Source organism: Dactylosporangium sp. NPDC049140 (assembly GCF_040648435.1).
The window spans coordinates 42106-67765 of sequence record NZ_JBEZDS010000043.1 but is presented as its reverse complement, the minus strand read 5'-3'; the positions used below and the strand labels follow the sequence as shown (position 1 = coordinate 67765).

The window sequence follows — 25660 nt, the reverse complement described above, 5'->3', positions numbered from 1 at the left end:
TGCTTACGGGAGCCGGCCGCGGAAGGCGGCGACGACGGACGCCGCGGCAGACCTCAGCAGGCTGGTGTCGTTGCTGACCATCACGTACGAGTAGCCGCGGTCGGCGGCCTGTAGTGCCTGTTCGGGGGTCTGTACCGCGGTGCCGGCCGGAACCGCGCGCGCCTGCGCGGCGGCCAGCAGCCGGTCGACCAGCTTCTGCAGCTCCGGGTCGGACTGCGGCAGGCCGGAGGACAGCTGGAGGTCGCCCATACCGAGGAACACGCCGTTGAGGCCGGGGATGTCGAGGATCTCCTCGACCCGCTCGATCGCGGCACGCTCCTCCAGCTGGACCGCGCGCATGACCTCCTCGTCGCCGAAGCGCAGGTACTCCTCGCGGGGCGTGCCGCCCCAGCGCCCGGCCCGGGAGGTGATACCGACGCCCCGGTCGCCGCCGGGCGAGAAGAGCATCTGCCGGACCACCGCGGACGCCTCCTCCACGGAGACGACGCGGGGCACCAGGATGCCGTCGACGCCGGCGTCCAGCAGCCGCTGGAGATGACTGCCGCTGCGGTCGGGGACACGGACCAGGACCGACATGCCGGCGCCCTGCGCCACCACGGTCGCCTGGTATGCGAACTCGAGGGTGAGCGGGGCGTGCTCCTGGTCGATGACGATGTAGTCGAAGCCGGCGTCGGCCAGGATCTCCACCGGCTCCAGCGCCGGGATCTTGAGCCAGGTGCCGATCAGAGTACGGTCGGCAGATGCCAGACGACGAGCGAAACCCAACCGCGCCATCATGCTCCTCACGAGGGGTTTTGGGTTTCGAGATTGTAGCATCGTCATACGATTTGAAACAACGGCGAGCCCGGCCTGCGATGCTGGGTACGATGTCAGGCAATCACGCACAAGGAGGACCCGGTGACACGAGCCAATGTGTTGCGCATCGAGCGGAGCCCCGCACTCATCCGCTCGCAGGTCCTGGAAACCCTGCGGCAGGCCATCCTCGACCGCCGGCTCGCGCCGGGCCAGCGCCTGATCGAGCGGGAGCTGGTCGAGCTCACCGGTGTCTCGCGCACCAGCGTCCGCGAGGCGCTGCGGGAGCTCGCCGCCGAGGGCCTGGTGACCGCGATCCCCAACAAGGGCACCGTCGTCACCAGCGTCAGCGCCGAGGAGGCGCGGCAGCTCTACGAGGTGCGCTCGGCGCTGGAGGCCCTGGCCGGCCGGCTGTTCGTCGAGCACGCGAGCCCGGCCCAGCGCAAGGCGCTCGCCCGTGCGCTGGAGCGGGTCGAGAAGCTGGTCGCCAAGGGCCAGCCGATTCTCGCGGCGAAGGACGTCTTCTATGACGTGCTGTTCGACGGCGGCGGCAACGAGGCGCTGAAGTCGGTCGCCGGCAGCCTGCACGCCCGGGTGAGCGTGCTGCGGTCGCTGTCGATGACGGCCCCGGGCCGCCTCGCGCACAGCGTCGAGGAGCTCCGCGCGATCGTCGCGGCCGTCGACGCCGGCGACGCCGAGGCCGCCGCGGCCGCCTGCGCGCGGCACGTCGAGGAGGCCGGCCGGGCCGGTCAGTTCGCGCTCTCCCAACAGGACGGAGCCTAGCCCCGGCCCGTCCGAGGACGATGCGAAGCGACCTGACACACTTCCACAGATTGTATGATCGTCGTACGCTGTCCCTGCCCATCGGCAGAGACAGGAGCGGTCCATGAGTGTTGACGACAGCCGGTTCGAGCGCGGCAACCAGGTACGGCGTGAAGTCCTCGGCGATGCCCACGTCGACCGCTCGATGCTGCGGGCGACGGAGTTCACGCGGGTCGTGCAGGAGTACGTCACGGCGACCTGCTGGGGCGACGTGTGGTCCCGGCCGGGGCTGGACCGGCGCACCCGGAGCCTGCTCAACCTGGCGATGCTCACCGCGCTGAACCGTCCGCACGAGTTCTCGGTGCACGTGCGCGGCGCCCTGAACAACGGCTGCACCGAGGCCGACATCCAGGAGGTCCTGCTGCAGACCGCGGCGTACTGCGGCGCACCGGCCGCACTCGAGGCGTTCCGGCTCGCCGACCGGGCCATCACGGAGTGGCACCAGGAGTCCGAGCCGGCCGGAATCGTCGCCGGATGACCCGGCGGACCGGCGCCCGTGTCGTCGCGGACATGCTCGGCGGCTACGGCGTCACCCACATCTTCCTCGTCCCGGCGATCCTTCGCCGTACCCTCGCCGAGCTGGAGCTGCACCACCCGCACATCGAGCGGGTCGTCACCCACGGCGAGAAGGCGGCCGCCTACATGGCCGACGGCTACGCCCGCGTCTCGGGCCGTCCCGGCGTCGTGGCAGCGCAGGTGGTCGGAGCCCTGAACCTGGCCGCCGGCCTGCGGGAGCCGTTCCTCGCGGGCTCCCCCGTGATCGCCCTGACCGGCGGCCGGTCGCCCGCGACCAAGTTCCGGCAGGTCTACCAGGAGGCGGACGACCTGCCCGCGTTCGAGCCGGTGACCAAGTTCAACGCGACAGTCGATGACGCCGGCCGCTTCCCCGACATGCTGCGCCACGCCTTCCGGGTCGCCACCACGGGCTCCCCCGGGCCGGTCCACCTACAGGTCCAGGGCAACGAGGGCCAGCTGGACACCGACGAGACGGACGTGGAGCCGCTCGTGGAGCCGGCGTTCGCGGCCGTGCCGCCGGTGCGCCCGGCGCCGGACGACGAGAGCGTGACGGCGGTGCTGAGGCTGCTGGCGGCGGCGGCGCGGCCGGTGATCGTGGCCGGCGGCGGGGTGCGGTGGTCCGGAGCGGGCGCCGAGCTCGTGGCGCTGGCCGAGGCGTTGCAGATCCCGGTGGCGACCTCGGCGAACGGCAAGGACACCTTCCCCGGTACGCATCCGCTGTCGCTCGGCGTGGCCGGGACGTACTCGAGGGAGTGCGCGAACCAGGCGGTCGCCCGCGCCGACCTGGTCTGCTTCATCGGCACGCAGGCCGGCAGCATGACCACGCACTTCTGGGCCGTGCCACCGGAGGCTACCCCGGCGATCCAGATCGACATCGAGCCGTCGCACCTCGGGCGCAACTATCCGCTGCGGGCCGGCGTCGCCGCCGACGCCCGCACGGCGCTGACCCGGATGCTCGTACTGGCGGCCCGCGAGCCGCAGCCCGCCCGGTCGGCCTGGCTGGCCGAGGTCCAGTGCCTGCGGGCCGACTGGCGGTCCCGCTACCGCGAGGTGCTGACCAGCGACGCGGTGCCGATCCGGCCGGAGCGCATAGCCGCCGAGCTCACCAGCGGCCTGCCCGGGGACGCCGTCCTGGTCGCCGACACCGGTCACGCGGGGATGTGGATGGCCCAGTTCCACGATGTCACCTCGCCGGATCAGGGGTACCTGCGCAGCGCCGGCCATCTCGGCTGGGCGTTCTCGGCGGGTGTGGGCGCCAAGTGCGCGGCGCCCGACCGGCCGGTCGTGGTCTTCACCGGCGACGCGGGGCTCTACTACCACCTTGGGGAGATCGAGACCGCCGTGCGCCGGAGGGTCAACCTGGTCACCGTCGTGAACAACAACCACGGCGGCAACCAGAGCAAGCGCGGCTTCGACCGGGCGTACGGCGGGCAGCCCACCGAGCAGTCCCGGGAGCTGTGGACGTACGAGGAGGTGGATTTCGCCCGGATCGCCGGGGAGATGGGTGCGCTGGGCCTGCGGGTGGACAAGCCGGGCGACCTGGCCCCGGCGCTCGACCGCGCGCTCTGCGCCGGCCGCCCGGTCGTCATCGACGTGCACACCGACATCGGCGTGGTCGCCCCGCTGCCGGTCAGCTCCTAGCGCCGTAGAGGGCTTCGTCGTGCGCGGCGAAGTCCCACGCGCCGGCGCCGCCGGACGGCCGGACCGTGCTGACGATGCTCGCGCCGCCGTCCACCGAGACGACCTCGCCGGTCATGTAGGCGGCGTCGTCGCTGAGCAGGAAGGCGACCACCCCGGCGACGTCGTCGCCCGTGCCGGCTCGGCGCAGCGGCGTGCTGCTCGCCCGGCGGGACATGTCGTCCTTGCCGCCGGCCACGTCCGGCGTCGCGGCGAACAGGCCGGTGGGCACGATGCCCGGGGCGACCGCGTTCACCCGGATGCCCAGGGGGCCGCCGTACATCGCGGCGCCGTGCAGGATGCCGAGCACGGCGTGCTTGGAGGTCTGGTACGCCAGCAGGTCCGCGCTGCCGCGCAGACTGCCGATCGAGCCGGTGATCACGATATTGCCCCGGGTGCGCTGCGCCGCGTACTGCCGGAAGGCGGCGCGGGCGCCGAGGAAGACGCCGCGGACGTTGACGGCCATGACCTTGTCGAACTCCGCCACGGTGAGCTCGGGCAGCGTGGCGAACGATCCCGGGATGCCGGCGTTGAGGTGGTGCAGGTCGATGCGGCCGAAGTGCTCGACGGCGGCCTGCACGTATCCGGCCACGCCGTCCTCCGTGGACACGTCGGCGCGGACCCACAGGCTCTCGGTCGGCAGCGACTCCGCGGTCTTGCGCAGGCGCTCCTCGTCGAGGTCGACGGCGACCACGTGCGCGCCCTCCTCGGCGAGCCGCCGGGCGGTGGCCGCACCGATCCCGCCCGCGGCTCCAGTCACCACTGCGACCCTACCTGCCAGTCCACGCATCTGTGGTACCTCCTCGTCACCCGTCGGCACTCGCCAAAATTGTAGGTTAGTCATACAATCTTGTCACCGCCACGAATTAACTTGCCCTTAGCAGACAGGAAATCTCCCCCGGACCTTGACATGCAGCGGGATGGATCACCTACATTCCTCTGTACCGGATACCCGGACGGTCTCCCCGCAATGCGGGACAGGGCCGGGACGCAAGGGAGGTCACCATGACCAGCGCCTCTCGGGGGCCGCGCGCTGCGGCCGACGGACTGGAGATCGCCAGCGGCGACCTCCAGGTGGTGTCACGGGTGGTGCAGCTCCTGCGGCTGCTCGCGGCCAACGACACCATCGACCTGGTGTCGGCCGCCGAAGAGCTCGGCGTGGGCAAGTCCACCGCCCACCGCTACCTGGCGTCGATGGAGAACCACGGTCTCCTGCAGCGCCGCGACCGCAACCAGTACGAGTTCGGCGTCCTGCTCGCCGAGCTCGGCACCATGGCCCTGTCCCGGCTCGGTGTCCTCGATCTCGCCGGCCCGGTGATGAACGACATCAGCCTGCGCGTCCGGCTCACGATCGTGCTCAGCGTGTGGAACGGCACCAGCCCCGTGGTGGCCCAGGTGCGCGAGGACACCAGCCGCACGGCGCACGTCTCGATCGCCGTCGGCAGCCACCTCGGGCCGGACGCGGCGCAGACGATGGCCTTCTGGGCCTTCCGCAACGAGTCCTACTACCGGTTCCGCGACGGCGCGCCGCCCGTCAACGCGACCGAGGAGGAGCTCGAGGAGGTCCGCCGCACCGGGATCGCGTTCCGCAAGAGCCCGCAGAACGGCATCAGCGCCGTGGCGACGGTGATCCGCGACCCGGCCGGCCAGATCGTGGCGACCCTGGCCGCCGTCGACATCGCCCAGTTCGTGCCAGACGGCACCGACACCGAGGTGGCACGTGCCCTCCTGTCGGGCGCCGAGACGATCAGCCGACGCATGGTCAGCCCGCTCGACACCGCAGCGGACTGACAGCGCCCGGGTCCAGCCCCGGACGGTTCACCCGGACGGCTTGCCGTCCCCCGATTCACCGTGCGCGAGAACGGGTGAGAGCCCGATCGAGAAAAGGCGATAGATATGAAGACATACCGATTTCTTACGACGATAGCGGTAGGCGCCCTCATGCTCTCGGGCTGTGGCGTCGGCGGTGACTCCGGCAGCGACGGCTCCGACCAGAAGGCCCTGACCTGGGCCAGCACCGGCGGGCAGTTCCAGGAGGACGAGAAGACGGCGCTCCAGGCGCCGTTCACCGCCAAGACCGGGACGAAGTTCACCAACATCAGCCCGGCGGAGCAGGCCCAGGTGCGGACCATGGTGGCGTCCGGCAAGACCATCTGGGACCTGGCGAACATGAGCTGGATCTACGCCGGCGCCTACTGCGGCGAGCTGTTCGAGAAGCTGGACCACCCCGCGCTCGACCGCAGCAAGTTCCCCAAGGGCACGACCGGCGACTGCTTCGTGCCGACCTACCGCTACGCCAACATCTTCAGCTACAACGCCGACATGTTCCCGGGCGAGAAACCCACGAAGATCAACGACTTCTTCGACGTCAAGCGCTTCCCCGGCAAGCGGATCGTCTACGACTACCCGAAGGCCGGCCTGTTCGAGGCCGCACTGGTCGCCGATGGGGTAGCGCCGGAGCAGGTCTACCCGCTCGACCTCGACCGGGCCTTCAAGAAGATCGGCACGATCAAGGACTCGCTGGTCTTCGCGCCCAGCTACGGCGCGATCCAGCAGGCGATGGTCGACAAGCAGGCCAGCATGGTGCTCACCGTGACAGCCCGCACCATTGTCTCGGCGCAGAGCGGCGCGAACCTGGTGCCGGTCTGGGACTTCAACACCACCGACATCGGCGCCCTGGTCATCCCGAAGGGCGCGCCGCACAAGCAGCTCGCCCAGGAGATGCTCGCGTTCGTCACCGAGCCCGCACAGTCCATCGCCTACGCCAAGCTGACCGGCACCGCCCCCGCCAGGCCCGACGTCGACCTCAACACCGTCGGCTACACCGACCAGCAGAAGACGTTCAACGCCTTCCTGCCCGACCGCGGCCGCACGCTCGAGCAGGACAAGCAGTGGTGGATCGACAACACCGACGCCCTGGTCAAGCGCTGGACCGCCTGGAAGGTCGGCTGAGCATGGCCGTCTCCACCGCCACCCCGGAGGCGCCCACGACCGGGCGCCCCGGGCCGGGCCGGGCGGGCCGGGCACGCTCCTCTGGATGGCGCCTGCTCGCCCCGGCCCTGATCGCCCTGGCACTGCTGTTCGTCCTGCCGCTGGCGACCCTGGTGGTGGACAGCTTCACCGAGCCGGAGACCGGGCTGGGCAACTACGCCTCGCTGTTCACCGACGGGTACACGATCCGGGTGCTCGGCCGGACACTGCTCATCGCGCTGATCGTGTCGGTGATCGGGCTGCTGCTGGCCTACCCGTACGCGTACGCGATGACCCTGGTCGGCCCGACCATGCGCGGCGTGCTGATCACCGTCGTGCTCGTGCCCTTCTGGACGAGCATGCTGGCCCGCAACTTCGCGTGGCTGGTGCTCCTGCAGGACGGCGGCGTGGTGCAGGACCTCCTGCGGCCGTTCGGGCTCGGCGACGTGCGCCTGCTGGGCACCTCACTGGCCGTCGGCATCTCGATGACCCAGGTGCTGCTGCCCTTCCTGGTGCTGCCGATGTACAGCGCCATGTCGCAGATCGACAGCAGCCTGGTCGCCGCCGGGCAGAGCCTCGGAGCACCCCGGGCGCGCGCGTTCCGCCGCATCTATCTCCCGCTGTCCGCGCCGGGCGTCGTCGCCGGCATGTCGCTGGTCTTCGTGCTGTCGCTGGGCTTCTACGTCACGCCGGCGCTGCTCGGCTCCAACCGCAACGCGATGATCGCCCAGGTCATCAACGTGCGTGCCAAGGAACTGCTCGACTTCGGTGGCGCCGGCGCGATGGGCATGCTCCTGCTCGTCGTCACCCTCGTCGTGCTCGGCCTGAGCCGCCGCCTGGCGGGACAGAACGTGGCGGTGACCGTGGCCGGCGGCCAGCCCGCACGCGCCGGCTCCACTTCGGACCGGACGGCTCCCGTCCGCCCGTGGCTGAGGATCCACACCACGGTCGTGGCGATCATTCTGGTCGCGCCGACCCTGGTGGTCATCCCGATGAGCTTCTCGTCGGCCCAGACGTTCCGGTTCCCGCCCGACGGCTGGTCGCTGCGCTGGTACGAGAACCTGTTCACCTCGCCCGAGTGGACCGCCGCGATCCTCAACACGCTGCAGGTCGGCATCTACACCGCGGTGATCGCGACCGTGCTCGGCACGATGGCCGCGTTCGGCCTGGCCCGGCTGCGCCCGCGATGGCGCGGCGCGGTCAACGGCTTCCTGCTGTCACCGATGATCGTCCCGCACATCCTCGTGGCGCTGGTGGTCTTCTCGGCGTTCCTGCGGCTCGGCCTGAACGGGACCCTGATCGGCATCATCCTGGCCCACACCGCGTTGGCGCTGCCGTTCGTGGTGATCGCGGTGACGGCGCGGTTGCAGGGCATGGACGCCCGGCTGCCCGGCGTCGCGGCGAGCCTCGGCGCCGGCCCGGTCTCGACGTTGCGGCGGGTGACCCTTCCGCTGGTCCTGCCCGGCGTCCTGTCCGGCGCCGTCCTGGCGTTCGTGACCTCGCTCGACGAGGTCGTCATCGCCCTGTTCCTGCAGGCGCCCGGGGCCGTCACGCTGCCGGTCCAGATGTTCAACAGCGTCACCATCCAGATCGATCCGACGATCTCCGCCGCGTCGAGCCTGATGGTCGTGCTGGTCAGCGTTCCCATCCTGCTCGCCCAGATCGTCGGCGTGCGACGCGGAAAGAGAGGCACCCGATGAGTACCCCGACGAGTCAGCAGGCCGCACCGGGAGCGCCCGGGATCGGCGCCCGCGGTGCCCGGGTCCAGCTGGTCGACCTCTGCAAACGGTACGGGACCGCCGAGCCGCCCGCCGTCGACCACGTGCATCTCGACATCCAGCCGGGCGAGTTCCTCACCCTGCTCGGGCCGAGCGGCTCGGGGAAGACGACCACGCTCAACATGATCGTCGGTTTCACGGAGCCGACGTCCGGGCGGATCGAGCTCAACGGCAAGGACATCAGCCGTACGCCGGCGCACAAGCGCAACTTCGGCATGGTGTTCCAGAACTACGCGCTGTTCCCCCACCTCACCGTGGCCCAGAACGTGGCGTTCCCGCTGCGCGAGCGCAAGGTTCCGGCCGCCGAGACGGCCAAGCTGGTCGGCGAGGCGCTGGAACTGGTCGACCTGGGCGGCATGGGCGGCCGGCGGCCGCACGAGCTCTCCGGCGGCCAGCAGCAGCGCGTCGCGCTGGCCCGCGCGGTGGTCTTCTCCCCCGGCGTGCTGCTGCTCGACGAGCCGCTGAGCGCGCTGGACCGCAAGCTGCGCCAGTCGTTGCAGCGCGAGATCAAGCGCCTGCACCAGGAGCTGGGCCTGACCTTCGTCTTCGTCACGCACGACCAGGACGAGGCGATGACGCTGTCGGACCGGATCGCCATCTTCGACCACGGCAAGATCGTCGCCGTCGGCACCCCGGTCGAGCTGTACCACCGGCCCACGACCCGGTTCGTGGCCCGGTTCCTGGGCGAGTCCAATGTGTTCGGCGGCCGGTACCGCTCGGCGGACGTCTACGAGTGGCATGATCGCAAGTGGACGGTCGGCGAGCCTGGCGACGACAGCGAGCAGCAGTGGCTGATCGTACGGCCGGAGCGGATGCGGATCGCTCCCGACGAGGAGTCGATGCCGGCCGGGAGCAACGCCGCCCCGGCCACGGTCACCGACATCTCCTTCTACGGCACGTACTACCGGATCGAGCTGGCCTTCGGCGACGACTCCGTGGGCAGCGCGGTGCTGCCCGTCGGCGCGCCGGCGGCGGTCGCCCCCGGCGCGCGGGTCATCGCCCACTGGCGGCCCGAAGATCAAGTCCTGGTGTCCGAGTGACGGTGAGGAAGCACATCATGATGACAGTCGACTACATGTTCGACCCCGACGCCGACGAGGACCGCAAGGTGCCCGACGAGCAGGCCGACAGCCTCCTGGTCGGCGCGGTGGACCTGCACCAGCACCCGGGCCCGAGCCCGTTCCCGCGCCGGATGAGCATCCTCGACGCGGCGCGCGACGCGGCGCAGGCGGGGTTCCGGGCGATCGTGGCGAAGTCCCACCACCACAGCATGGTCACCGACATCCTGGCGCTGCGCTCGGCGGGCCTGGCCGAGCTGCCGACGCAGGTGCACGGCGGCGTCGCGCTCAACCGGACGGTGGGTGGCCTCAACCCGTACGCGGTGGAACTCGCGCTGCGCATGGGCGGGCGCATGGTGTGGTTCCCGACGCTCTCCTCCGCCGCCCACGTCAAGCACCACGAACACCACGACACCGGCTTCCCGACGTCCGAGGTGGAACTGAGGCCCAACGAGATCATCTCGATCCTCGACGACCGGGGCGGCGTGCTGCCCGAGGTCCGCGACATCCTGTCGGTGATCGCCGCCGAGGACGCCGTGCTGACCTGCGGCCACCTGGGCGTCGTGGAGTCCCAGGCGCTGATCGACGCCGCGCTCGAGGCCGGCATCGGCCGGATCGTGGTCAACCACCCCATCTTCGTCGTCGGCGCCTCGGTCGATCAGGCGGTGGCGTGGGCGCGGCAGGGCGTCACCATCGAGCACTGCATCGTCATGTACTTCGGCCGTGAGGAGCGCCGCCGCGACCTGGATGAGCTGCTGACGTTCATCAAGGAGGTCGGCGTCGAGCGGACCATCCTGTCCTCGGACTCGGGCCAGAAGAACAACCCGCTGCCGGTGACGCTGTTCCGCCGGGCCGCCCGCGGGCTGCTCGACGCGGGCATCTCCGAGGACGACATCCGGCGGCTGGTCGGGACGAACGCCGGGCAGCTGCTCCTGTCATGACGCCCGCGCCCGGCTCGGACCAGTACCAGGTGACAATCGTCAAGTACGGGACCCGGCAGACGGTCCGCAGCGACGTCTACCTCAACTACCACCTCTACGGCGAGCCGGACGGCCCGATCGGGATGGACTACTTCTTCTGGGTCGTCCGCAACGCGCACCGCACGATCGTCGTGGACACCGGGTTCTCGGCCATCGGCGGCGCCAACCGCAAGCGCACCACGCTGATCGAGCCGGCGGCCGCGTTCGACGCCCTCGGGGTCGACCGGGCCGCCGGGCCGCCGGTCGTGGTCACCCACGCGCACTACGACCACATCGGCAACCTCGACCTGTTCCCCGGCTCGGCGCTGATCGTCGCCATCGCAGAGTACGACTTCTGGACCGGGCCGTACGCGACCCGGACACTGTTGCACCACTCCGTGGAGGACGAGGAGATCGGCCACCTCCGGCAGGCCGCGCGGGAAGACCGGCTGCAAACCTTTGACGACGAGGTCTCACCGGCCCCGGGCGTACGCGTGATCCGGGTCGGCGGGCACACACCGGGACAGAGCGTCGTCCTCGTCAACACCAGCCACGGCGTCGTCCTGCTCGCCTCGGACTCGGTGCACTACTACGAGGAGTACGAGCGGAACATGCCGTTCACGCAGGTCGCCAACCTCATCGACATGTACGCGGGCTTCGACCGCATCCGCGCCATGCGGGCCGACCACCTCGTCGCCGGCCACGACCCCGGCACGCTCGGCCGGTTCGCCCCCTGCACCCTGGCGGGCATCACCGGTCTCGCCGCCACCATTGGAGAGGAGCCCTGATGAGGATCGGTTTTGCCGGCCTCGGCAACATGGGCGGCCGCATGTGCGCCTGTGTCGTGCGCGACGGCCACGACGTGGTCGGTTACGACATCCGCGAGGAGAACGTCACCGCGGCCGGTGCCAGGCCGGCGGCGTCGGTCGGCGAGGTGACCGACGGCTCGGACATCCTGCTGCTCTCGCTGCCCGACAGCAGCGTCGTCGAGGCGGTGGTGCTCGGCGACGGCGGCGTCCTCGCCCACGCCCGCCCCGGCCTGATCGTGGTCGACCTGTCGACCGCTGCACCCGCCTCGACCACCCGGCTGAACGCGATGCTCGCCGAGCGCGGCGCGGCATACCTCGACGCCGGCATCTCCGGTGGCGCCGCCGCGGCCGAGAAGGGCACGCTGACCCTGATGGTGGGCGGCGAGGCGGACGTGCTCGACCGTGCCCGCCCGGTGCTGGACCTGTTCGCCGCGAAGATTTTCCATTGTGGACCGAGCGGGGCCGGCCACACCGTCAAGCTGCTGAACAACTTCCTCAACGCGATCGCGCTCTCGGCCACCGCCGAGGTGATGGTCGCCGCGAAGAAGGCGGACCTCGACCTCGAAACCGTCCTCGCCGTGCTGAACGCCAGCTCCGGCGTCAACTTCGCCACCCGCAACCGCTTCCCCAGCATCATTCACGGTGACTACCTCACGGGCGGGCTCACCAACACGCTGATGCTCAAGGACGTCAACCTGTACGTCGAACTCGCCGCCCGGCTGGGAGTGGCGAGCCCCAACTCGGCCGGCCCGCTGGCCAGCTTCGGCCTGGCCCGCGCCCTCGGCTACGCCGACGAGATCAGCAACACCGTCGTCGACGCCCTCGGGGACCTGTCCGGCGGCGTACGGCTGCACACGAAGGAGAACCCCGCCGCATGAACATCGTCCACGGCCACGACCGGCGCGGCCCGTCCGAGCACCGCGCGACGGTCACCGGCCAGGCCTGGTTCGAATCGGTGCTGCCCGCGACCGACGGCACCACGATCGCGACGGTCACCTTCGCGCCGGGTGCGCGCACGTACTGGCACAGCCACGAGCACGGCCAGATCCTCCAGGTGGTCTCCGGGCGGGGGCTGGTCTGCTCCGAGGGCGGCCGGCCCGAGGTGATCCAGGCCGGGGACAGCATCTGGGTGCCGGCCGGCGAGCGGCACTGGCACGGCGCCGCGCACGACTCGTCGATGACCCACACCGCGATCTCGCTCGGCACCACCGTGTGGGCCGAGGAAGTCACGCCGGCCGACTACGCGGCGCCGGTGCCCGGATGATCGGCTTCGTGGGTCTGGGCAACATGGGCAGCCCGATGTCGGCTCTGCTGGTCCGCGCCGGCTACCACGTCCAGGGGTACGACCCGGCCGCACCGGCCCGGCAGGCGCTCGCCGAGGCGGGCGGCATCGCGGCCGACAGCCTGGCCGGCGCCGTGCGCGGCGCCACGGTCGTCGTGCTGATGCTGCCGAACTCCCACGTCGTCGAAAGCACCGTCCGCGACGACCTGTTCGTCGTCGAGCGTGGCACGACCGTCATCGACATGAGCTCGTCGGAACCGGCGCGCACGCGGGCCCTGGCCGCCGAGCTGGCGGACCGGGGCATCACGCTCCTGGACGCCCCCGTGTCCGGCGGGGTCGCCCGGGCCCGCACCGGAACGCTGACCATCATGACCGGCGGCGAACCCGCCGACCTCCATCGTGTGGAACCAGTGCTCGCCTGCCTCGGCACGACCACACGGGCCGGCAGCGTCGGCAGCGGCCACGCCGTCAAGGCGCTCAACAACCTGCTCTCCGCGACCCACCTGCTGGTCACCTCCGAGGCGATCCTGGCCGGCGAGCGGTTCGGCCTGGACCCGGAGACCATGCTGTCCATCTTCAACAGCTCCAGCGGCCGCAGCGGCTCGACCGAGCACAAGTGGCCCAGCTTCGTCCTGCCCGGCACGTACGACTCGGGCTTCGGGCTGCGCCTGATGCTCAAGGACATGCGCATCGCCACCGGCCTGGCCGACCAGGTGGGCGCCCCCGACCCGCTGGGCCACGCGGCGGTGGACCTGTGGGCGCGGGCCGCCGAGGCGCTCGAACCGTCCGCCGATCACACCGAAATCGTCAACTGGCTGCGAAGGACTGACCGCCGATGACGCTCACCGCCCGGCAACAGGAGATCAAGGACGAGTTCATCCGCGTACGCGGAACCTGGAGCGAAACCTGGGAGGGAGTGCTCCGGCTGGACCCCGAGTTCCTGAAGGCGTACCTCGACTTCTCCGCCGTCCCGTGGCGCAACGGCGTGCTGGAGCCGAAGGTCAAGGAATTCATCTACATCGCGATCGACGCGAACGCCACCCACATGTACCTGCCGGGCGTACGCCAGCACATCAGGACCGCCCTGGAGCTGGGTGCCACCCCGCAGGAGATCATGGAGGTGCTGGAGCTGTCGGCGACGCTGGGCATCCACGCGATGAACATCGGCGTGCCGGTCCTCGTCGAAGTGCTGCAGGAGAAGGGCCTGCGCACCGGCCCGGCGCCGCTCACCGACGAGCAGGAGCGGCTCAAGGCCGACTTCACCAAGACCCGCGGCTACTGGCATGCCTTCTGGGACGAGATGCTCGAACTGGACCCGGCGATGTTCGCCGCCTACACCGAGTTCTCCTCGGTGCCGTGGCGCACCGGGGTGCTGGAGCCGAAGGTCAAGGAGTTCGTCTACATCGCCTTCGACACCGCGGCCACCCACCTGTACGTCAAGGGCCTCAAACTGCACATCGAGAACGCCATCGGCCACGGCGCCACCGCCCGCGAGATCCTGGAGGTCATGGAGATCGCGTCGGTGCTGGGCATCCACGGCGTGACCGCGGCGGCGCCGATCCTCCTGGAGGAGATGGAAGCTCACCGCGCCACGTAGCCACCGTCCACGCTCAGAATCGCGCCGGTGATGCCGGCCGACTCCGGCGAGGCCAGGAACACGATCGCGCGGGCCACCTCATCGGGCGTCGACAGCCGCCCGTTGGGGTGATTGCCCAGAGTGACGGCCAGGCTGGCCGCCGGATCCGGATCGGCGCTCCTGGCCTCGTCCATGAACCCGGTGTCGACGGCCCCCGGCGCGACGGCGTTGACTCGCACGCCGCGGGCCGCCCACTCCACAGCAAGCTGCCGGGTCAGCTGCACGACCGCACCCTTGGTCATCGCATAGACGACCTGGTTGGGTACACCGACCAGCCCGGAAATCGACGCCGTGTTGACGATGCAGCCGCGGCGCTGCGCCAGCTGCGGCAGCGCGGCCCGCGAAAACCGGAACACCGGCCGCACGTTCGTGGCGAACAACGCGTCGAAGTCCTCATCGCTCGTCTCGAGAATGGGCCGCCGCAAGAACCGCGCCGCGTTGTTGACCAGCAGATCGAGTCGCCCAAACTCGGCCGTCGCCCGTTCGACCACCGCGCCCGGCGCCGCGTCCGCCGCGACGTCGGCGACCATCGGCACCACCCAGCCGTCCTCGGCCAGATCGGCCACGGCGGGCGAGACGTCAACCGCCACCACCCGGTAACCCGCGCCCCGCAACCGGACCACCACATCCCGCCCGATCCCCCGCGCGGCCCCCGTGACTACAGCGCTCAGCTCCATATGTTCGCCTTCCCGGCCCTGCGCCTCATTCAGATCGTACGACGATCATACATTTTCCGGGCACGCAGAGAAGGCGTCGGGCGCCGCCGCGTTGCGGGCGCAGGGGGCTGTCACGACAGAAAGGCTGGTCTTGGGGGTCCCTGCCATGCCCTGAACCATCCCCGCTACCGACAGCCGACGTGGCGAGCGAAGATCACTTGTGCGGGAGAGATCGCTGCGGGAGGGGTTGGCGCGGCAGAGCCGGGGAAGTGTCGTACTGCGCCCGCCCGTCGGGCTTTCATGGGTGAGCAGGGTGAGGAGTCAGCGCCACGAGATCCGGTCCGAGGTGGGTCATGAGAATGCGCACCATGATCGTGGGCACGATGCTCATTGCCGTCGTCGTCTCGATCCTCCTCGTGAGGCGGCTGCACGATTCGGATCTCGCGGGGCGACTGGATCATTCGACCGGGGCACTGCTACGAACCGGGTTCCACGTGGACGACGGGCGTCTCTACGACGCCAACAACCATGAGTTCGTCATGCGTGGTGTGGGCCACAGTTATGCCGTGTATCCGCAGAGAACGGCCCGGATGCTCAGTGACGTCAAGGCAATGGGCGCCAACACCGTACGCGTCGAGGTGTCCACCGGAGTCACCGCGAAACGAGACGACGCCGCCGATGTCGCGCGCCTGATCGGGCTGTGCCGGCGCAACCACCTCATCTGCGTCCTGGTGGTACACGACACCACAGGGTGGGGTTACCGCAAGGAAGCCGTTCCGCAAGCGCGGGCGGTGGACTACTGGATCAGCATTCGCCAGGCGCTGGTCGGCCAGGAGAAGTACGCCATCATCAACGTCGCGAACGAACCCTACGTCCTCGACAACGTCCGCACCTGGCCCGGCGACACGATGGACTCGATCCGCCGGCTGCGCCGGGCGGGTATCCATCACACCCTCATGGTCGACGCGCCCGACTGGGGTCAGGACCTGTCATTCACCATGCGGGACCACGCCGCCGGCGTCTTCGCCAGCGATCCGGATCGGAACACCGTCTTCTCCATTCACATGTACGGCGCTTTCTTCCGCGCCACGAACGTCCACGACTACTTCGACCGGTACATCCAGGCGAAGCTACCCATCGCGGTGACCGAATTCGCGTACACGCATCACGACGGCGACATCGACGAAGACGCAATCATGTCCGAGGCGCAGGCGGACCGCGTCGGCTATCTCGCGTGGTCCTGGAGCGGCAACAGCGGAGACGTCAGCAACCTCGACATGGTGGCCCAGTTCAACGCCAAGTCGCTCACCTGGTGGGGCCAGCGAGTGTTCGACGGTCCCAATGGCATCCGGCAGACCTCCCATGAGGCGACCGTCTACAAGCCGTAGTACACGCGCGAGTGCCCGCGTGGAGGACTTCCGGCGCGGCATTGACCGAGCGGGAACGGCCTCCTCGGCCCGCGACTTCGTCACCGGCTACGAAGGCATCCGGGGATACGCCGGGTACCGCGGCGACCTGCGGCTGATGTACCTGGCCAGCGTCGATGCCACCGGCGCGCCACCGGTGGCCGGGCGGGGTCGAGGCCATTTCCACCTGGATGTCCGTGAGCACGCAGCAGCGGCGATCGCCACCGGGATGGCGGGTTAGCCCGACCCCGAGCGGGAAGCAGACACGCATGAGCGGCAAGCGACAGCCGGGTGCGGCTTCCGGCTACCTGCCGATCGCCGAGCACGGCCTGATCGGCAACCTGCGCACCGTGGCCCTGGTGGGCACCGACGGTACCATCGACTGGTACTGCTGTCCCTGCTTCGACGCCCCGAGCGTGTTCGCCTCGATCCTCGACGCCGACCGGGGCGGGTCGTTCGAGCTGGCCGTCGATGCGCCGGCGAAAACCAAGCAGTTCTACTTCCCCGACACCAACGTGCTGATCACCCGATTTTTCACCGAGGACGGCGTGGGTGAGGTCCAAGACTTCATGCCGATCACCGGCGACTCCAGCGAGGTCGGCCGCCACCGGCTGATCCGACGCGTCTTGTGCGTGCGCGGCGCGACCCCGTTCCGGGCAAAGGTGGCGCCCCGCTTCGACTACGCCAGACAGCCGCACACCGTCCGGTGGCAAGCCGGCCAGACCCGCTTCGAGTCCGGCGACCTTACACTCGCCCTGACCGCCACCGTACCGGTCGAACACGACGCCCTGGACGCGACGGCGTCGTTCAAACTCCTGGAAGGCGAGTCCGCGGTGTTCGCGCTCGACCGGGTCGGCGACGACGTCGCGCCGCGCGGATGCCCGCGAGCCGAGGCCGAGCAGGAATTCGCCGCCACGGTGGCGTTCTGGCGGCGATGGCTGTCCGCCTCCCGTTACCGCGGCCGGTGGCGCGAGACCGTCCACCGCTCCGCGCTGACGCTCAAGTTGCTCACCTACGCCCCGACCGGCGCGATCGTGGCCGCGCCGACGACCAGCCTGCCCGAGCGGATCGGCGGCGAGCGTAACTGGGACTACCGGTATGTGTGGATCCGCGACGCTGCCTTCTGCGCCTACGCCTTGCTGCGACTGGGCTTCAGCGGCGAGGCCGAAGCCTTCATGACCTTCCTGGCCGATCGCACCACCCGGCATGACGACAGCCAGTCCGGGCCACTGCAGATCATGTACGGCATTGACGGCCGCACCGACCTGCCCGAACACGACTTGAACCATCTGGACGGATACCAGGGCTCCTCCCCGGTACGCATCGGCAACGCCGCCGCCGACCAACTTCAACTCGACGTCTACGGAGCGCTCATCGACTCGGTCTACCTCTACGACAAGTGGGGACAGCCCATCTCCAGCGACCATTGGGATGCGATCTCCCGCCTGGTGGACTGGGTCTGCGACCACTGGAACCAGCCTGACGAAGGCATCTGGGAGACCCGCGGCGGGCGCAAGAACTTCCTGTACTCAAGGCTGATGTGCTGGGTGGCGATCGAACGGGCCATGCGAATGGCCAACCACCGCGGCCTGCCTGCGAACATCGAACACTGGCGGCGGACCCGCGACACGATCTACCGCCACATCATGCGCCACGGCTGGTCGCCCACCCGGCGGGCGTTCGTCCAGCAGGAGGACAACGATGTCCTCGACGCCGCGGTCCTGATGATGCCCCTGACCAAGTTCATCGCCCCCACCGACCCTAGATGGCTCGCCACCCTCGACGCGCTCACCGCGGAGCTGGTGTCCGACTCGCTGGTGTACCGCTACGACCCCACCGCCAGCCCGGATGGCCTCCGCGGGGAGGAGGGCACCTTCTCGATCTGCTCGTTCTGGTACGTCGAAGCGCTCACCCGGGCTGGGCGACTCGACGAGGCCCGGCTGGCCTTCGAGAAGATGCTCACCTACGCCAACCACCTTGGCCTGTACGCGGAGCAGATCGGCCGCACCGGTGAACAACAGGGCAACTTCCCGCAGGCCTTCACGCACTTCGCGCTCATCAGCGCCGCGTTCAACCTCGACCGCGCCCTCGGCTGACAACGAGCCGGGCCGCCGATGACGCCGAGCACCGAACAAGGGTTACATCTGACCCGCAGCCTGACCCCGCCTCCTGACCCTCGAGAGACCTACGCTGGGATGTATGGCTCGGTCGAACGAGGAGGTCGCGGCGCTCCTGCAGGAGTACGCCGACCTCATCTCGATCACGGGTGAGGAACAGTTCAAGGCGCGCGTATACGAGAAGGCTGCGCGTTCCGTCGCCGGGTACCCGGAAGACATTTCCGCCGCCGACGTGAAGACGTTACGGGGCATCCCGAACGTGGGCGCGTCGATCGCGGACAAGATCGTCGAGTACTTCCATGACGGTGGGACGTTCGCTGCGCTTGAGGAGCTGCGCGCCAAGATTCCGGCCGGTGTTCGGCGCCTGATCGAGATTCCCACCATGGGGCCGAAGCGCGCGATGGCTTTGTACGAGCAGCTTCACGTCTCCTCGGTCGAGGAGCTGTCGGCGGCGCTCGACGAGGGCCGGCTCCAGGGGCTCAAGGGATTCGGCGCCCGCAGCGAGGACAACCTGCGCCACGGCATCGAGCTGCTGCACCACGCTGGTGACCGGCTGCTGATCAACGCGGCGATGGAGGTCGCGGAGACCGTCGTCGCCGCATTGTCCGCCGTGGACGGGTGCGTCCGCTGTACGTACGCGGGATCCCTGCGCCGGATGCGCGAGACGATCGGTGACGTCGACGTCCTCGCCGCCGCGGAACGGTCCGACGCGCTGATGGCCGCGTTCGTCGAGCTGCCGCTGGTCGCCGAGGTCATCGCCCACGGCGCGGCGAAGACGTCGATCCGCACCGCGAGGGGCCTGCAGGTCGACCTGCGGGTGGTGCCGCCGAGCGCATGGGGCGCCGCGTTGCAGTACTTCACCGGCGCGAAGGCGCACAACATCCGCACCCGCGAGATCGCCGTGCGGCACAAGCTCAAGCTTTCCGAGTACGGGCTGTTCGACGCGCCGACGAACACCCTCATCGTGTCGCAGACCGAGGAGGAGGTGTACGACCGGCTCGGCCTGCCCTGGATCCCGCCGCCACTGCGCGAGGACCGCGGCGAGATCGAAGCCGCCCTGCGCGGCGAACTGCCGGACCTGATCCGGACGAAGGACCTCCGCGGCGATCTGCACACGCACACCAACCTCACCGACGGCGTGGCCTCGCTCGCCGAGATGGTCGGCGCGGCCGCGCGGCTCGGCCACGCCTACCTCGCGATCACCGACCACGCGCCGAACCTGTTCATGCAGCGCATGTCCGACGAGAAGATGCTCGCCCAACGCGAGGAGCTGCGGGCGCTCGCGGCCGAGCGCCCGCAGCTGCAGCTGCTGCACGGCACCGAGCTGAACATCGACCCGGACGGCGAGGTGGACTGGCCGGCCGCCTTCCTCGCCGGGTTCGACGTGTGCGTGGCGTCGGTGCATTCGCACTTCAACCAGTCGCGGAAGGAAATGACCCGGCGGCTGGTGCGGGCCTGCGAAAACCCGCACGTCAACATCATCGGTCACCCCACCGGCCGGCTCATCGGCCGCCGGCAGCCCGTCGACGTCGACCTCGAGGAGGTGTACGAGGCGGCCGCGCGCACCGGCACTGCGTTGGAGCTCAACGCCTCCCCCGAGCGGCTCGACCTGTCGGCGGAGCACCTCATCCAGGCCCGCCGGCACGTCGTACGGTTCGCCATCAACAGCGACGCGCACGCGACGACGCACCTGGCCAACCTGCGCTACGGGGTCGGCACCGCCCAGCGCGGCTGGCTCACCGCGGACGAGGTCATCAATACGTGGCCGCTGCGGAAGCTGCGCGCCTTCTTGGACAAGCCGCCTTCTTGAACGAAGCGGTACCGTTCGCTGCACCTGAAGGGCATGGCGTTGCGCCGCATCGCCGACGGGCCTGTGATGATGCGCGAGTTGGCGAAGCGACCGGGGGTCGGACGATCAACCGGTTGTGCCGACGCCGTACCCGGGCGACCTGGTCAGAGCCGTCGCCGCGGACGCTGACCACGGTCTGATTGCAAGGCTGCCGCCTGCTCGTCGGCCGCAACGAGTGCCGGCGTCACGTACGAATGTGCAGCCACTATGGTCGTAGCGTTCGCTGTGGCTGGCCGTCGCCAATCCGGGGTGACGTCACGGCGGACCCGTTGCATCGTGCTCGCATGGGCCGGGGAAACAGGTACCACCGGGGTGAATCCGAGCGGCGTCGCGTCGCGAGGTAGGGCGACCCTCCCGTCCGAACCCGTCAGCTGACCCGGTAGACGGTTTCGGAAGGAGCATTGCGGTTTCTGCGGAGAATCCGAACCAGCAGCCGGCGGCCCGCAAGTATCTTCCTCGTCACTTGCAGTACTTCCGGCGCGGCCGGCACTCGGCGCACCGGCGGCGTACCGGCCTGTACGCCGCTGCGGCGGTCCTCGCAGCCGCGGCGATCGGTTCGGCGTGCGTGTCGTCGTCCCGGGCAGGCAGAACGGATGACGTAGCACAGGCCGCCGCGGCGGCGCAGCACGGCACCGCTCAGACGGCGCTCGTCGAGAACCCCTCGTCCGGCACGGACCCGCGGCCCGGCGACCAGCTTCCGGCGGTGCCGCCCGCCACCCGGGCCGATCCCTCACCGATCCAGCAGCCCGCACAGGTACCGAAGGTGCGCGGTCCGTCGCCGATGCGCACCACAGGGCCCGCCACGGGACCGGCCGCGCCCATTGGCACCTCGGCCCCGCCCGCCGCGACCTCAGCCCCGCCCGCGTCGGCATCCCCGTCACCGACCGTGGTCAGTCCCAGCGACGGCCCAGCCCCGTCCGACACGACGGCGCCGTCTCCGTCATCGACGCCGAGCGCGAGCTAGCAGCGGCGTGAAGCGCTGCACCCACCGGAAGACCGTGACGTGGCCGGTGTCGACACCACGCTCAAGCAGCAGTTGCTCGACCGCCGGTGAGCGATGCTCCTCGCGGTGTGAGAAGTGTTGTGCTCAGTGCTCGGCGAGCAGGCCCTCGCACGTGCGGACCACGACGGCGGCGGCCCGGCGCTGGGCCGCGGTCAGCGCGACGTCCTCCACGGCGGGCCGCCAGCGCAGCAGCGCGTCGCGGGCGGCCGGCCACAGCTGCGTCGGGCCGGCCCCCTCGGGCTGATCCAGGCGGGCCGCGGCGCTCGTGCCGTGTGCGCCGGCCAGGCGGCGGGCGTCGGCAGCCAGCGGGCCCGGCAGACTCACCCGGCCGGCGCGCAGCGCGGCGAGCAGGCGCAGCTCACGGAAGTCGTGCGCGCTGGCCGCGATCCGCTCGAGTTCGCCCAGCAGGTAGTCCGCGCCCGGGCGCGGCTCGGCACGCAGCACGAACTCCAGGGCGATCAGCGCCGAGCGGGCCTGCAGCGCATCGCGGCGGTCCAGGAACAGCTCGCGGACCGACTCGCGCAGGTCGGCGAGGCCGCCGCGGCGGGACAGCGCCGCGGCGAGGCGGTCGCGGGTCGCCTCGCCGGTGCGCACCAGCGTGACGCACAGGCGCACGCCGGGCAGGCCGAGGCGACCCAGCAGTGCGCGGCGGGTCGGTGGATCGACCGGGGCCGGGAACTGCGCGGCGGCGAAGCGGTCCGCGGAAAGCAGATGCGGCTCCACGGCAGCGCGCGGCACCATGGCGATCGCGGCCAGCGCGGCGTGCTCGGCGGCGGTGAGCGTGGCGGCGGCCCGGGCGAGCCGCGGCGAGACGGCGACGACGTGGTGCGCGAGCGGACCCGTCACCGGGTCGCGGCGGTGCCGGCGGGCGATCTGCTTGGCCTCGACGAGCGCGCCGATGCCGCCGCCGGCCACCTCGTCCGCGCGGGACAGCACGGTGAGCACACCGACCGGCGCGGCGGCGGCGACCGCACCCTGGCGGGCCAGACGCAGGAAGCGCAGCGTGGCGTCGTCGACCTGGCGGGTGAGGTACAGCACCGCGTCCGCGTCGCGCAGCACCCGCCGGGCCGGCGCGAGGTCGCCGTCGCCCGGCCTGACCCGCACGGGCGGGGCGTCGGCGAGCCGGACGTGGCGCAGCGCCCGGACGGGCAGCTCCACGATGACCTCGGCGGCGTCCGGCGGGGGCGGGCGGCCGGGCTCGAGGCGCAGGCCGTCGCCGGTGCGCGCCGCGGTGAGCTCGTGCGCCGGTCCCTCCGAAGGGAAGACGGTCACGCGGGGTGCGGGCCCGTCCTGGTACCAGACGATCGGGCGTCCGCCGAAACCGGTCAGGCCGGTCGGCACGGGCGCGGCGTCCTCGCCGAGGAGGACGTTCACGAGCGTCGACTTGCCCGCGCCCTCGGGGCCGGCGACCGCGAGGCGCAGCGGCCCGTCGACGCGGTCGAGGTGGTCGCGCAGCCAGGTCGTGACGCGAGGGCTGTCGCCGTACAGGTACAGCGCCTCCCCCATCAGTGCGCGCACCTCCTCGCGCACGCCGGCGCTCACGCCGACGGCCCGCGCTGGGCGGGGATCGGCGCCGGGCGGCCAGCGCTCAGCGCGGTCGCCTGCCGGTAGAGCCCGGCCAGCTGCGCCAGCTCGCGCTGGATGTGCCGGGCCCGGTGCTCGCGCACCGCGGCGTCGTCGTCGACGGCCCGCTGCGCGTGGCGCGCCGACTCGACGATCTCCTGCTGCCGCTGCTCCGACAGCTCGGTGAAGTGCCCGCGCAGCGCCCGCTGGGCCTGCCGGATCGTGTCCTTGGCGTCCTTGTTGAGCCGGGTGAAGATGTCGTCGACGTGGCGCTGCACGGCGAGCTTCACGGTGGCCTGGCGCCGCGTGCGGGCCGAACGGCTCTCGTCGCGAATGCTCTTGCCGGCGAACAGGGCGCCGGCGCCGAGCGATACCGGGTTGATCAGCGGCATCCCGGCCAGGCCGGTGGCCAGGCCGAACATGAGCACGCCGCCGTAGGAGCCGCGTAGGCCGGTGAACACCTTCTGGCCGATCGAGAGCCGGTCCAGCGCGGGCCGGTCGAGGTGCCCGAGCCGCCCGGGCGCGTCGCGCAGCCGGGGCGACGTCCACTGTGGAGGGTAGGCGCCGGCGCCGGGCGGAAACTCGGCGGCGACGCGTTCGGCCAGGCCGGCGAGGCGTTCGGCCAGCTGGCCCAGGTTCGCCTCGGCGGTGTCGCGCAGCGAGCCGTCCAGCCACTCGGCGAACGAGCGCCAGTTGCGGGCCGGATCCTCGGCGTCCAGGCTCTCCTCGGCCCGGCGCAGCACGGTCCGGGTCCGGTCGCGCAGGTCGTACTCGATCTCGGAGACCAGGTCGGCGACCTCGTCAGCCAGCGTGTACTGCCAGCGGGCGGTGCACCGGCGCAGCTCCTCCAGGGCGCGCTGGGCGGCGTGCACTCGCGACATGGCGTCGGGCGGGTTGGGCCGGGGAGCGGACTGCTCCGCGCGCAGGGCGACGGCCAGATCCTCGAGCGCGGTGCGGGCCGCGAGCCCGGACGCGGCGGGCGCCAGGCGCTCGCTCTTGCCGGACGCGAGCTCGCGCAGGTACGCGACCAGGTGCCCGAACCCCGACTCGGCGTTGAGCGCCTGGTCGCCGGTGGCGACCGCGTGCAGCCGGAGGGCGGCGGACAGCCCGAGGAGCACGGCCGGCACGCCCGCGTTCTGCAGGAGGCGGCGGTTGCGCTCCAGGACGCCGCGCCAGTCCGGGGTCAGGTCGGTCTTGGTGAGCGCGACGGCCAGGCCCGGGTAGGTCCGCCCGAGGTCCGCCAGCACGCCCAGCTCGGTGGCGGACAGCTCGCGGGTCGCCTCGGTGACGAACAGCACGGTGTCGGCGCGGGTCAGCGCCGCGATCCCGGCGACCGCCGGCGCCGGGTCGGACCAGTCCACGCCGGTCGCCTCGATCAGCGCCAGCCCGCCGGCCAGCAGCGCGCGGGGCAGCCCGATCTCGGCGTAGAGCACGTCGCCGCCCGCGGCGCCGCCGAGCCGCTCGGCCAGGCCCTCGACGGGCACCGGCCGGCGGTCCTCGCGGGGCTCGTCCTCGAAGCGGGACGCCCGGCCGTGGATCAGGTGGGCGCCGGGCGCGGACGCGTGCTGGACCACCATGGTCACGCTCTGCGGCGGGTCGTCGCCGACCGGGCACACCTCGGCGCCGAGCAGCGCGTTGATGAGCCGGCTCTTGCCCCGCCCGGCCTCGCCGACGACCATGACCCGAAGCTGCGGGTCGAGCAGCCGAGCGCGCCGGCGGCCCAGCCGGCGCACCAGGTCGGGCCGCTCGTGGTCGGCGCAGATCCGGGTGGTGCGCTCGAGCAGGTCCAGCCAGCGTGGCTGCGGTGCACGGGGAGAAGCCGGACGCGACTGGGCCTCGAGCCCGGCCTCCCAGATGTCCATCAACGTGCGACTTCCGTCCCTAGTGCAGCAGGTGGTCCAGCAGGCCGCCGTCGTGCCCGTCCGCGGGCCCAGCGTCGTGGCCCGCCGGCAGGATTCCGCCGGTCACACCGGAGACCGTGTGGTGCACGGTGTCGGTCACCCCGGTGACCGGTGCCACATTGGTGATCGTGCCGAGCAACGGGTCGGCCGTGTGCAGCAGGGGGTCCGCGGTGTGCAGCACGGGGTCCGCGGTGTGCAGCACCGGATCCGCGACGGTGCCCACCAACGGGTCGGCGGTGTGCAGGACCGGGTCGGTCACGCCGACGACCGGGTCGACGACGCCGAGGACCGGGTGAGCCGGATCGACCGCGTCGAGGGTATTGCCCGGGTCGGCGAACAGCGAAAGCTCGGGGCCGCCGACCGGCGTGAGCGGCAGCCCGCCGACGGTGGCCGACACGCCGGCCGCGGTCGCCACCGTGACGTTGTAGTCCGAGCCGCTGGCGTGGCTCACCACCGCGAACTGGGTGATGTCCTGCAGCTGGCGCACCGCGCCGGACACGTCGCCGTCGATCCCGCCGGACGCGTCGTCGACCGCGGGCAGCCCGGCCAGGCCCGGCAGGTCGCCGGCCGGCGCGTAGTCCATCACCAGCGGAATGACCTCGTGGACGTCGGCCTCGGAGATGTCTCCCAGGCCAGCATCGGCGAGAACGCCGTGCGGGTCGAGCTCGAACGCGGCCCGCGCGTCCGGGTCAGTGAGCAGGTTGAGCACGAAGTCGTGCAGCGTCGGTGTCGACATGAACGGTTCTCCTCGCAGCGTCCGAACAACATATGCGGGGCTGGATGCCTTCGTCCAGCGCCGCCGCCGAAGGTAGGTCGCGCGGCGGCGCCGCAAATCGGGGATTGCTCCCAGTGACCGGACGACTCCT

Annotated in this window: 24 protein-coding genes, 1 pseudogene and 1 riboswitch; of the genes and pseudogenes, 17 read left to right on the top strand and 8 right to left on the bottom strand. The window is 71.0% G+C overall.

What is annotated here, in order from left to right; all coding sequences use genetic code 11:
* Nucleotides 1-3: 3 nt before the first annotated feature.
* Nucleotides 4-765, bottom strand: coding sequence for an aldolase/citrate lyase family protein (locus tag AB0B76_RS44375; protein ID WP_360387540.1), 762 nt, complete (start codon nucleotides 763-765; stop codon nucleotides 4-6).
* Nucleotides 766-897: 132 nt separating this feature from the next.
* On the opposite strand from AB0B76_RS44375, the gene AB0B76_RS44370 reads away from it, so the two are divergent.
* From AB0B76_RS44370 to AB0B76_RS44360, 3 genes are all read left to right on the top strand, one after another.
* Nucleotides 898-1575, top strand: a complete 678-nt coding sequence (locus AB0B76_RS44370) for a GntR family transcriptional regulator (RefSeq protein ID WP_360387538.1) — start codon at nucleotides 898-900, stop codon at nucleotides 1573-1575.
* A 103-nt stretch (nucleotides 1576-1678) separates the two neighbouring features.
* Nucleotides 1679-2092, top strand: coding sequence for a carboxymuconolactone decarboxylase family protein (locus AB0B76_RS44365; protein WP_360387535.1), 414 nt, complete (start codon nucleotides 1679-1681; stop codon nucleotides 2090-2092).
* Nucleotides 2089-3771: a thiamine pyrophosphate-binding protein gene (locus AB0B76_RS44360; RefSeq protein WP_360387532.1), complete on the top strand. Its 1683-nt coding sequence runs from the start codon at nucleotides 2089-2091 to the stop codon at nucleotides 3769-3771. Before AB0B76_RS44365 ends, AB0B76_RS44360 begins: the two co-directional genes overlap by 4 nt.
* Here the strand turns inward: AB0B76_RS44360 and AB0B76_RS44355 are convergent.
* Entirely contained in the window at nucleotides 3761-4597 is an 837-nt protein-coding gene (locus tag AB0B76_RS44355) for a glucose 1-dehydrogenase (protein ID WP_360387529.1), read from the bottom strand. The two genes, AB0B76_RS44360 and AB0B76_RS44355, sit on opposite strands and share 11 nt — an antisense overlap.
* A 215-nt stretch (nucleotides 4598-4812) precedes the next feature.
* Between AB0B76_RS44355 and AB0B76_RS44350 the strand changes: the two genes are divergently transcribed.
* The 10 genes from AB0B76_RS44350 (at nucleotide 4813) to AB0B76_RS44305 (ending at nucleotide 14260) form a co-directional block, all read left to right on the top strand.
* Nucleotides 4813-5598, top strand: coding sequence for a helix-turn-helix domain-containing protein (locus AB0B76_RS44350; RefSeq protein WP_360387527.1), 786 nt, complete (start codon nucleotides 4813-4815; stop codon nucleotides 5596-5598).
* A gap of 150 nt (nucleotides 5599-5748) precedes the next feature.
* Nucleotides 5749-6759 (top strand): extracellular solute-binding protein, encoded by a 1011-nt coding sequence (locus AB0B76_RS44345; RefSeq protein ID WP_360387525.1) that lies wholly within the window; start codon nucleotides 5749-5751, stop codon nucleotides 6757-6759.
* Nucleotides 6760-6761: 2 nt separating this feature from the next.
* Nucleotides 6762-8477: an ABC transporter permease subunit gene (locus AB0B76_RS44340; protein ID WP_360387522.1), complete on the top strand. Its 1716-nt coding sequence runs from the start codon at nucleotides 6762-6764 to the stop codon at nucleotides 8475-8477.
* A complete protein-coding gene (locus tag AB0B76_RS44335; RefSeq protein WP_360387519.1) occupies nucleotides 8474-9595 on the top strand; it encodes an ABC transporter ATP-binding protein in 1122 nt (373 codons plus the stop codon). The genes AB0B76_RS44340 and AB0B76_RS44335 overlap by 4 nt, the downstream gene beginning before the upstream one ends.
* 17 nt (nucleotides 9596-9612) lie before the next feature.
* Nucleotides 9613-10554 carry a DUF6282 family protein gene (locus AB0B76_RS44330; protein ID WP_360387516.1) on the top strand — a complete coding sequence of 314 codons (942 nt, stop codon included), beginning with the start codon at nucleotides 9613-9615 and terminating at the stop codon, nucleotides 10552-10554.
* Nucleotides 10551-11360: an N-acyl homoserine lactonase family protein gene (locus AB0B76_RS44325; protein WP_360387513.1), complete on the top strand. Its 810-nt coding sequence runs from the start codon at nucleotides 10551-10553 to the stop codon at nucleotides 11358-11360. The genes AB0B76_RS44330 and AB0B76_RS44325 overlap by 4 nt, the downstream gene beginning before the upstream one ends.
* Nucleotides 11360-12259, top strand: a complete 900-nt coding sequence (locus AB0B76_RS44320; protein ID WP_360387511.1) for an NAD(P)-dependent oxidoreductase — start codon at nucleotides 11360-11362, stop codon at nucleotides 12257-12259. Before AB0B76_RS44325 ends, AB0B76_RS44320 begins: the two co-directional genes overlap by 1 nt.
* Nucleotides 12256-12645 (top strand): cupin domain-containing protein, encoded by a 390-nt coding sequence (locus tag AB0B76_RS44315; protein WP_360387509.1) that lies wholly within the window; start codon nucleotides 12256-12258, stop codon nucleotides 12643-12645. Before AB0B76_RS44320 ends, AB0B76_RS44315 begins: the two co-directional genes overlap by 4 nt.
* Entirely contained in the window at nucleotides 12642-13502 is an 861-nt protein-coding gene (locus tag AB0B76_RS44310) for an NAD(P)-dependent oxidoreductase (protein ID WP_360387506.1), read from the top strand. Before AB0B76_RS44315 ends, AB0B76_RS44310 begins: the two co-directional genes overlap by 4 nt.
* Nucleotides 13499-14260: a carboxymuconolactone decarboxylase family protein gene (locus AB0B76_RS44305; RefSeq protein ID WP_360387503.1), complete on the top strand. Its 762-nt coding sequence runs from the start codon at nucleotides 13499-13501 to the stop codon at nucleotides 14258-14260. Before AB0B76_RS44310 ends, AB0B76_RS44305 begins: the two co-directional genes overlap by 4 nt.
* On the opposite strand, the gene AB0B76_RS44300 is transcribed toward AB0B76_RS44305, so the two are convergent.
* Nucleotides 14245-14976 (bottom strand): SDR family oxidoreductase, encoded by a 732-nt coding sequence (locus AB0B76_RS44300; protein WP_360387500.1) that lies wholly within the window; start codon nucleotides 14974-14976, stop codon nucleotides 14245-14247. The two genes, AB0B76_RS44305 and AB0B76_RS44300, sit on opposite strands and share 16 nt — an antisense overlap.
* Nucleotides 14977-15308: 332 nt before the next feature.
* Between AB0B76_RS44300 and AB0B76_RS44295 the strand changes: the two genes are divergently transcribed.
* The 4 genes from AB0B76_RS44295 to polX all read left to right on the top strand — a co-directional run bounded on the left by AB0B76_RS44295 (nucleotide 15309) and on the right by polX (nucleotide 20288).
* Nucleotides 15309-16343, top strand: a complete 1035-nt coding sequence (locus AB0B76_RS44295) for a cellulase family glycosylhydrolase (RefSeq protein WP_360387497.1) — start codon at nucleotides 15309-15311, stop codon at nucleotides 16341-16343.
* Between the two features lie 19 nt (nucleotides 16344-16362).
* Nucleotides 16363-16602 carry a hypothetical protein gene (locus tag AB0B76_RS44290; RefSeq protein WP_360387495.1) on the top strand — a complete coding sequence of 80 codons (240 nt, stop codon included), beginning with the start codon at nucleotides 16363-16365 and terminating at the stop codon, nucleotides 16600-16602.
* Nucleotides 16603-16630: 28 nt separating this feature from the next.
* A complete protein-coding gene (locus AB0B76_RS44285) occupies nucleotides 16631-18457 on the top strand; it encodes a glycoside hydrolase family 15 protein (RefSeq protein ID WP_360387492.1) in 1827 nt (608 codons plus the stop codon).
* A 103-nt stretch (nucleotides 18458-18560) separates the two neighbouring features.
* Complete coding sequence (gene polX, locus AB0B76_RS44280; protein ID WP_360387489.1) at nucleotides 18561-20288, top strand: DNA polymerase/3'-5' exonuclease PolX; 1728 nt, start codon at nucleotides 18561-18563, stop codon at nucleotides 20286-20288.
* A 296-nt stretch (nucleotides 20289-20584) separates the two neighbouring features.
* Nucleotides 20585-20728, top strand: a riboswitch (cyclic di-AMP (ydaO/yuaA leader).
* Nucleotides 20729-20963: 235 nt separating this feature from the next.
* Here the strand turns inward: polX and AB0B76_RS44275 are convergent.
* The 5 genes and pseudogenes from AB0B76_RS44275 to AB0B76_RS44255 form a co-directional block, all read right to left on the bottom strand.
* Nucleotides 20964-21251 (bottom strand): hypothetical protein, encoded by a 288-nt coding sequence (locus tag AB0B76_RS44275; RefSeq protein ID WP_360387486.1) that lies wholly within the window; start codon nucleotides 21249-21251, stop codon nucleotides 20964-20966.
* Nucleotides 21252-21273: 22 nt separating this feature from the next.
* A pseudogene (locus AB0B76_RS44270) lies at nucleotides 21274-21372 on the bottom strand (IS6 family transposase); the annotation flags it as partial.
* 42 nt (nucleotides 21373-21414) lie between these two features.
* Entirely contained in the window at nucleotides 21415-22872 is a 1458-nt protein-coding gene (locus AB0B76_RS44265) for a hypothetical protein (RefSeq protein ID WP_360387484.1), read from the bottom strand.
* Complete coding sequence (locus AB0B76_RS44260; protein ID WP_360387481.1) at nucleotides 22869-24755, bottom strand: dynamin family protein; 1887 nt, start codon at nucleotides 24753-24755, stop codon at nucleotides 22869-22871. Before AB0B76_RS44260 ends, AB0B76_RS44265 begins: the two co-directional genes overlap by 4 nt.
* A gap of 19 nt (nucleotides 24756-24774) precedes the next feature.
* Entirely contained in the window at nucleotides 24775-25530 is a 756-nt protein-coding gene (locus AB0B76_RS44255) for an IniB N-terminal domain-containing protein (RefSeq protein WP_360387478.1), read from the bottom strand.
* Nucleotides 25531-25660: the final 130 nt, after the last annotated feature.

Bases quoted from the DNA above. Each gene is read 5' to 3' on its own strand.
- AB0B76_RS44365 (WP_360387535.1), top strand. From the start codon at position 1,679: ATGAGTGTTGACGACAGCCGGTTCGAGCGCGGCAACCAGGTACGGCGT.
- AB0B76_RS44360 (WP_360387532.1), top strand. From the start codon at position 2,089: ATGACCCGGCGGACCGGCGCCCGTGTCGTCGCGGACATGCTCGGCGGC.
- AB0B76_RS44355 (WP_360387529.1), bottom strand. From the start codon at position 4,597: ATGCGTGGACTGGCAGGTAGGGTCGCAGTGGTGACTGGAGCCGCGGGC.
- AB0B76_RS44350 (WP_360387527.1), top strand. From the start codon at position 4,813: ATGACCAGCGCCTCTCGGGGGCCGCGCGCTGCGGCCGACGGACTGGAG.
- AB0B76_RS44345 (WP_360387525.1), top strand. From the start codon at position 5,749: ATGCTCTCGGGCTGTGGCGTCGGCGGTGACTCCGGCAGCGACGGCTCC.
- AB0B76_RS44340 (WP_360387522.1), top strand. From the start codon at position 6,762: ATGGCCGTCTCCACCGCCACCCCGGAGGCGCCCACGACCGGGCGCCCC.
- AB0B76_RS44335 (WP_360387519.1), top strand. From the start codon at position 8,474: ATGAGTACCCCGACGAGTCAGCAGGCCGCACCGGGAGCGCCCGGGATC.
- AB0B76_RS44330 (WP_360387516.1), top strand. From the start codon at position 9,613: ATGATGACAGTCGACTACATGTTCGACCCCGACGCCGACGAGGACCGC.
- AB0B76_RS44325 (WP_360387513.1), top strand. From the start codon at position 10,551: ATGACGCCCGCGCCCGGCTCGGACCAGTACCAGGTGACAATCGTCAAG.
- AB0B76_RS44320 (WP_360387511.1), top strand. From the start codon at position 11,360: ATGAGGATCGGTTTTGCCGGCCTCGGCAACATGGGCGGCCGCATGTGC.
- AB0B76_RS44315 (WP_360387509.1), top strand. From the start codon at position 12,256: ATGAACATCGTCCACGGCCACGACCGGCGCGGCCCGTCCGAGCACCGC.
- AB0B76_RS44310 (WP_360387506.1), top strand. From the start codon at position 12,642: ATGATCGGCTTCGTGGGTCTGGGCAACATGGGCAGCCCGATGTCGGCT.
- AB0B76_RS44305 (WP_360387503.1), top strand. From the start codon at position 13,499: ATGACGCTCACCGCCCGGCAACAGGAGATCAAGGACGAGTTCATCCGC.
- AB0B76_RS44300 (WP_360387500.1), bottom strand. From the start codon at position 14,976: ATGGAGCTGAGCGCTGTAGTCACGGGGGCCGCGCGGGGGATCGGGCGG.
- AB0B76_RS44295 (WP_360387497.1), top strand. From the start codon at position 15,309: ATGAGAATGCGCACCATGATCGTGGGCACGATGCTCATTGCCGTCGTC.
- AB0B76_RS44285 (WP_360387492.1), top strand. From the start codon at position 16,631: ATGAGCGGCAAGCGACAGCCGGGTGCGGCTTCCGGCTACCTGCCGATC.
- polX (WP_360387489.1), top strand. From the start codon at position 18,561: ATGGCTCGGTCGAACGAGGAGGTCGCGGCGCTCCTGCAGGAGTACGCC.
- AB0B76_RS44260 (WP_360387481.1), bottom strand. From the start codon at position 24,755: ATGGACATCTGGGAGGCCGGGCTCGAGGCCCAGTCGCGTCCGGCTTCT.
- AB0B76_RS44255 (WP_360387478.1), bottom strand. From the start codon at position 25,530: ATGTCGACACCGACGCTGCACGACTTCGTGCTCAACCTGCTCACTGAC.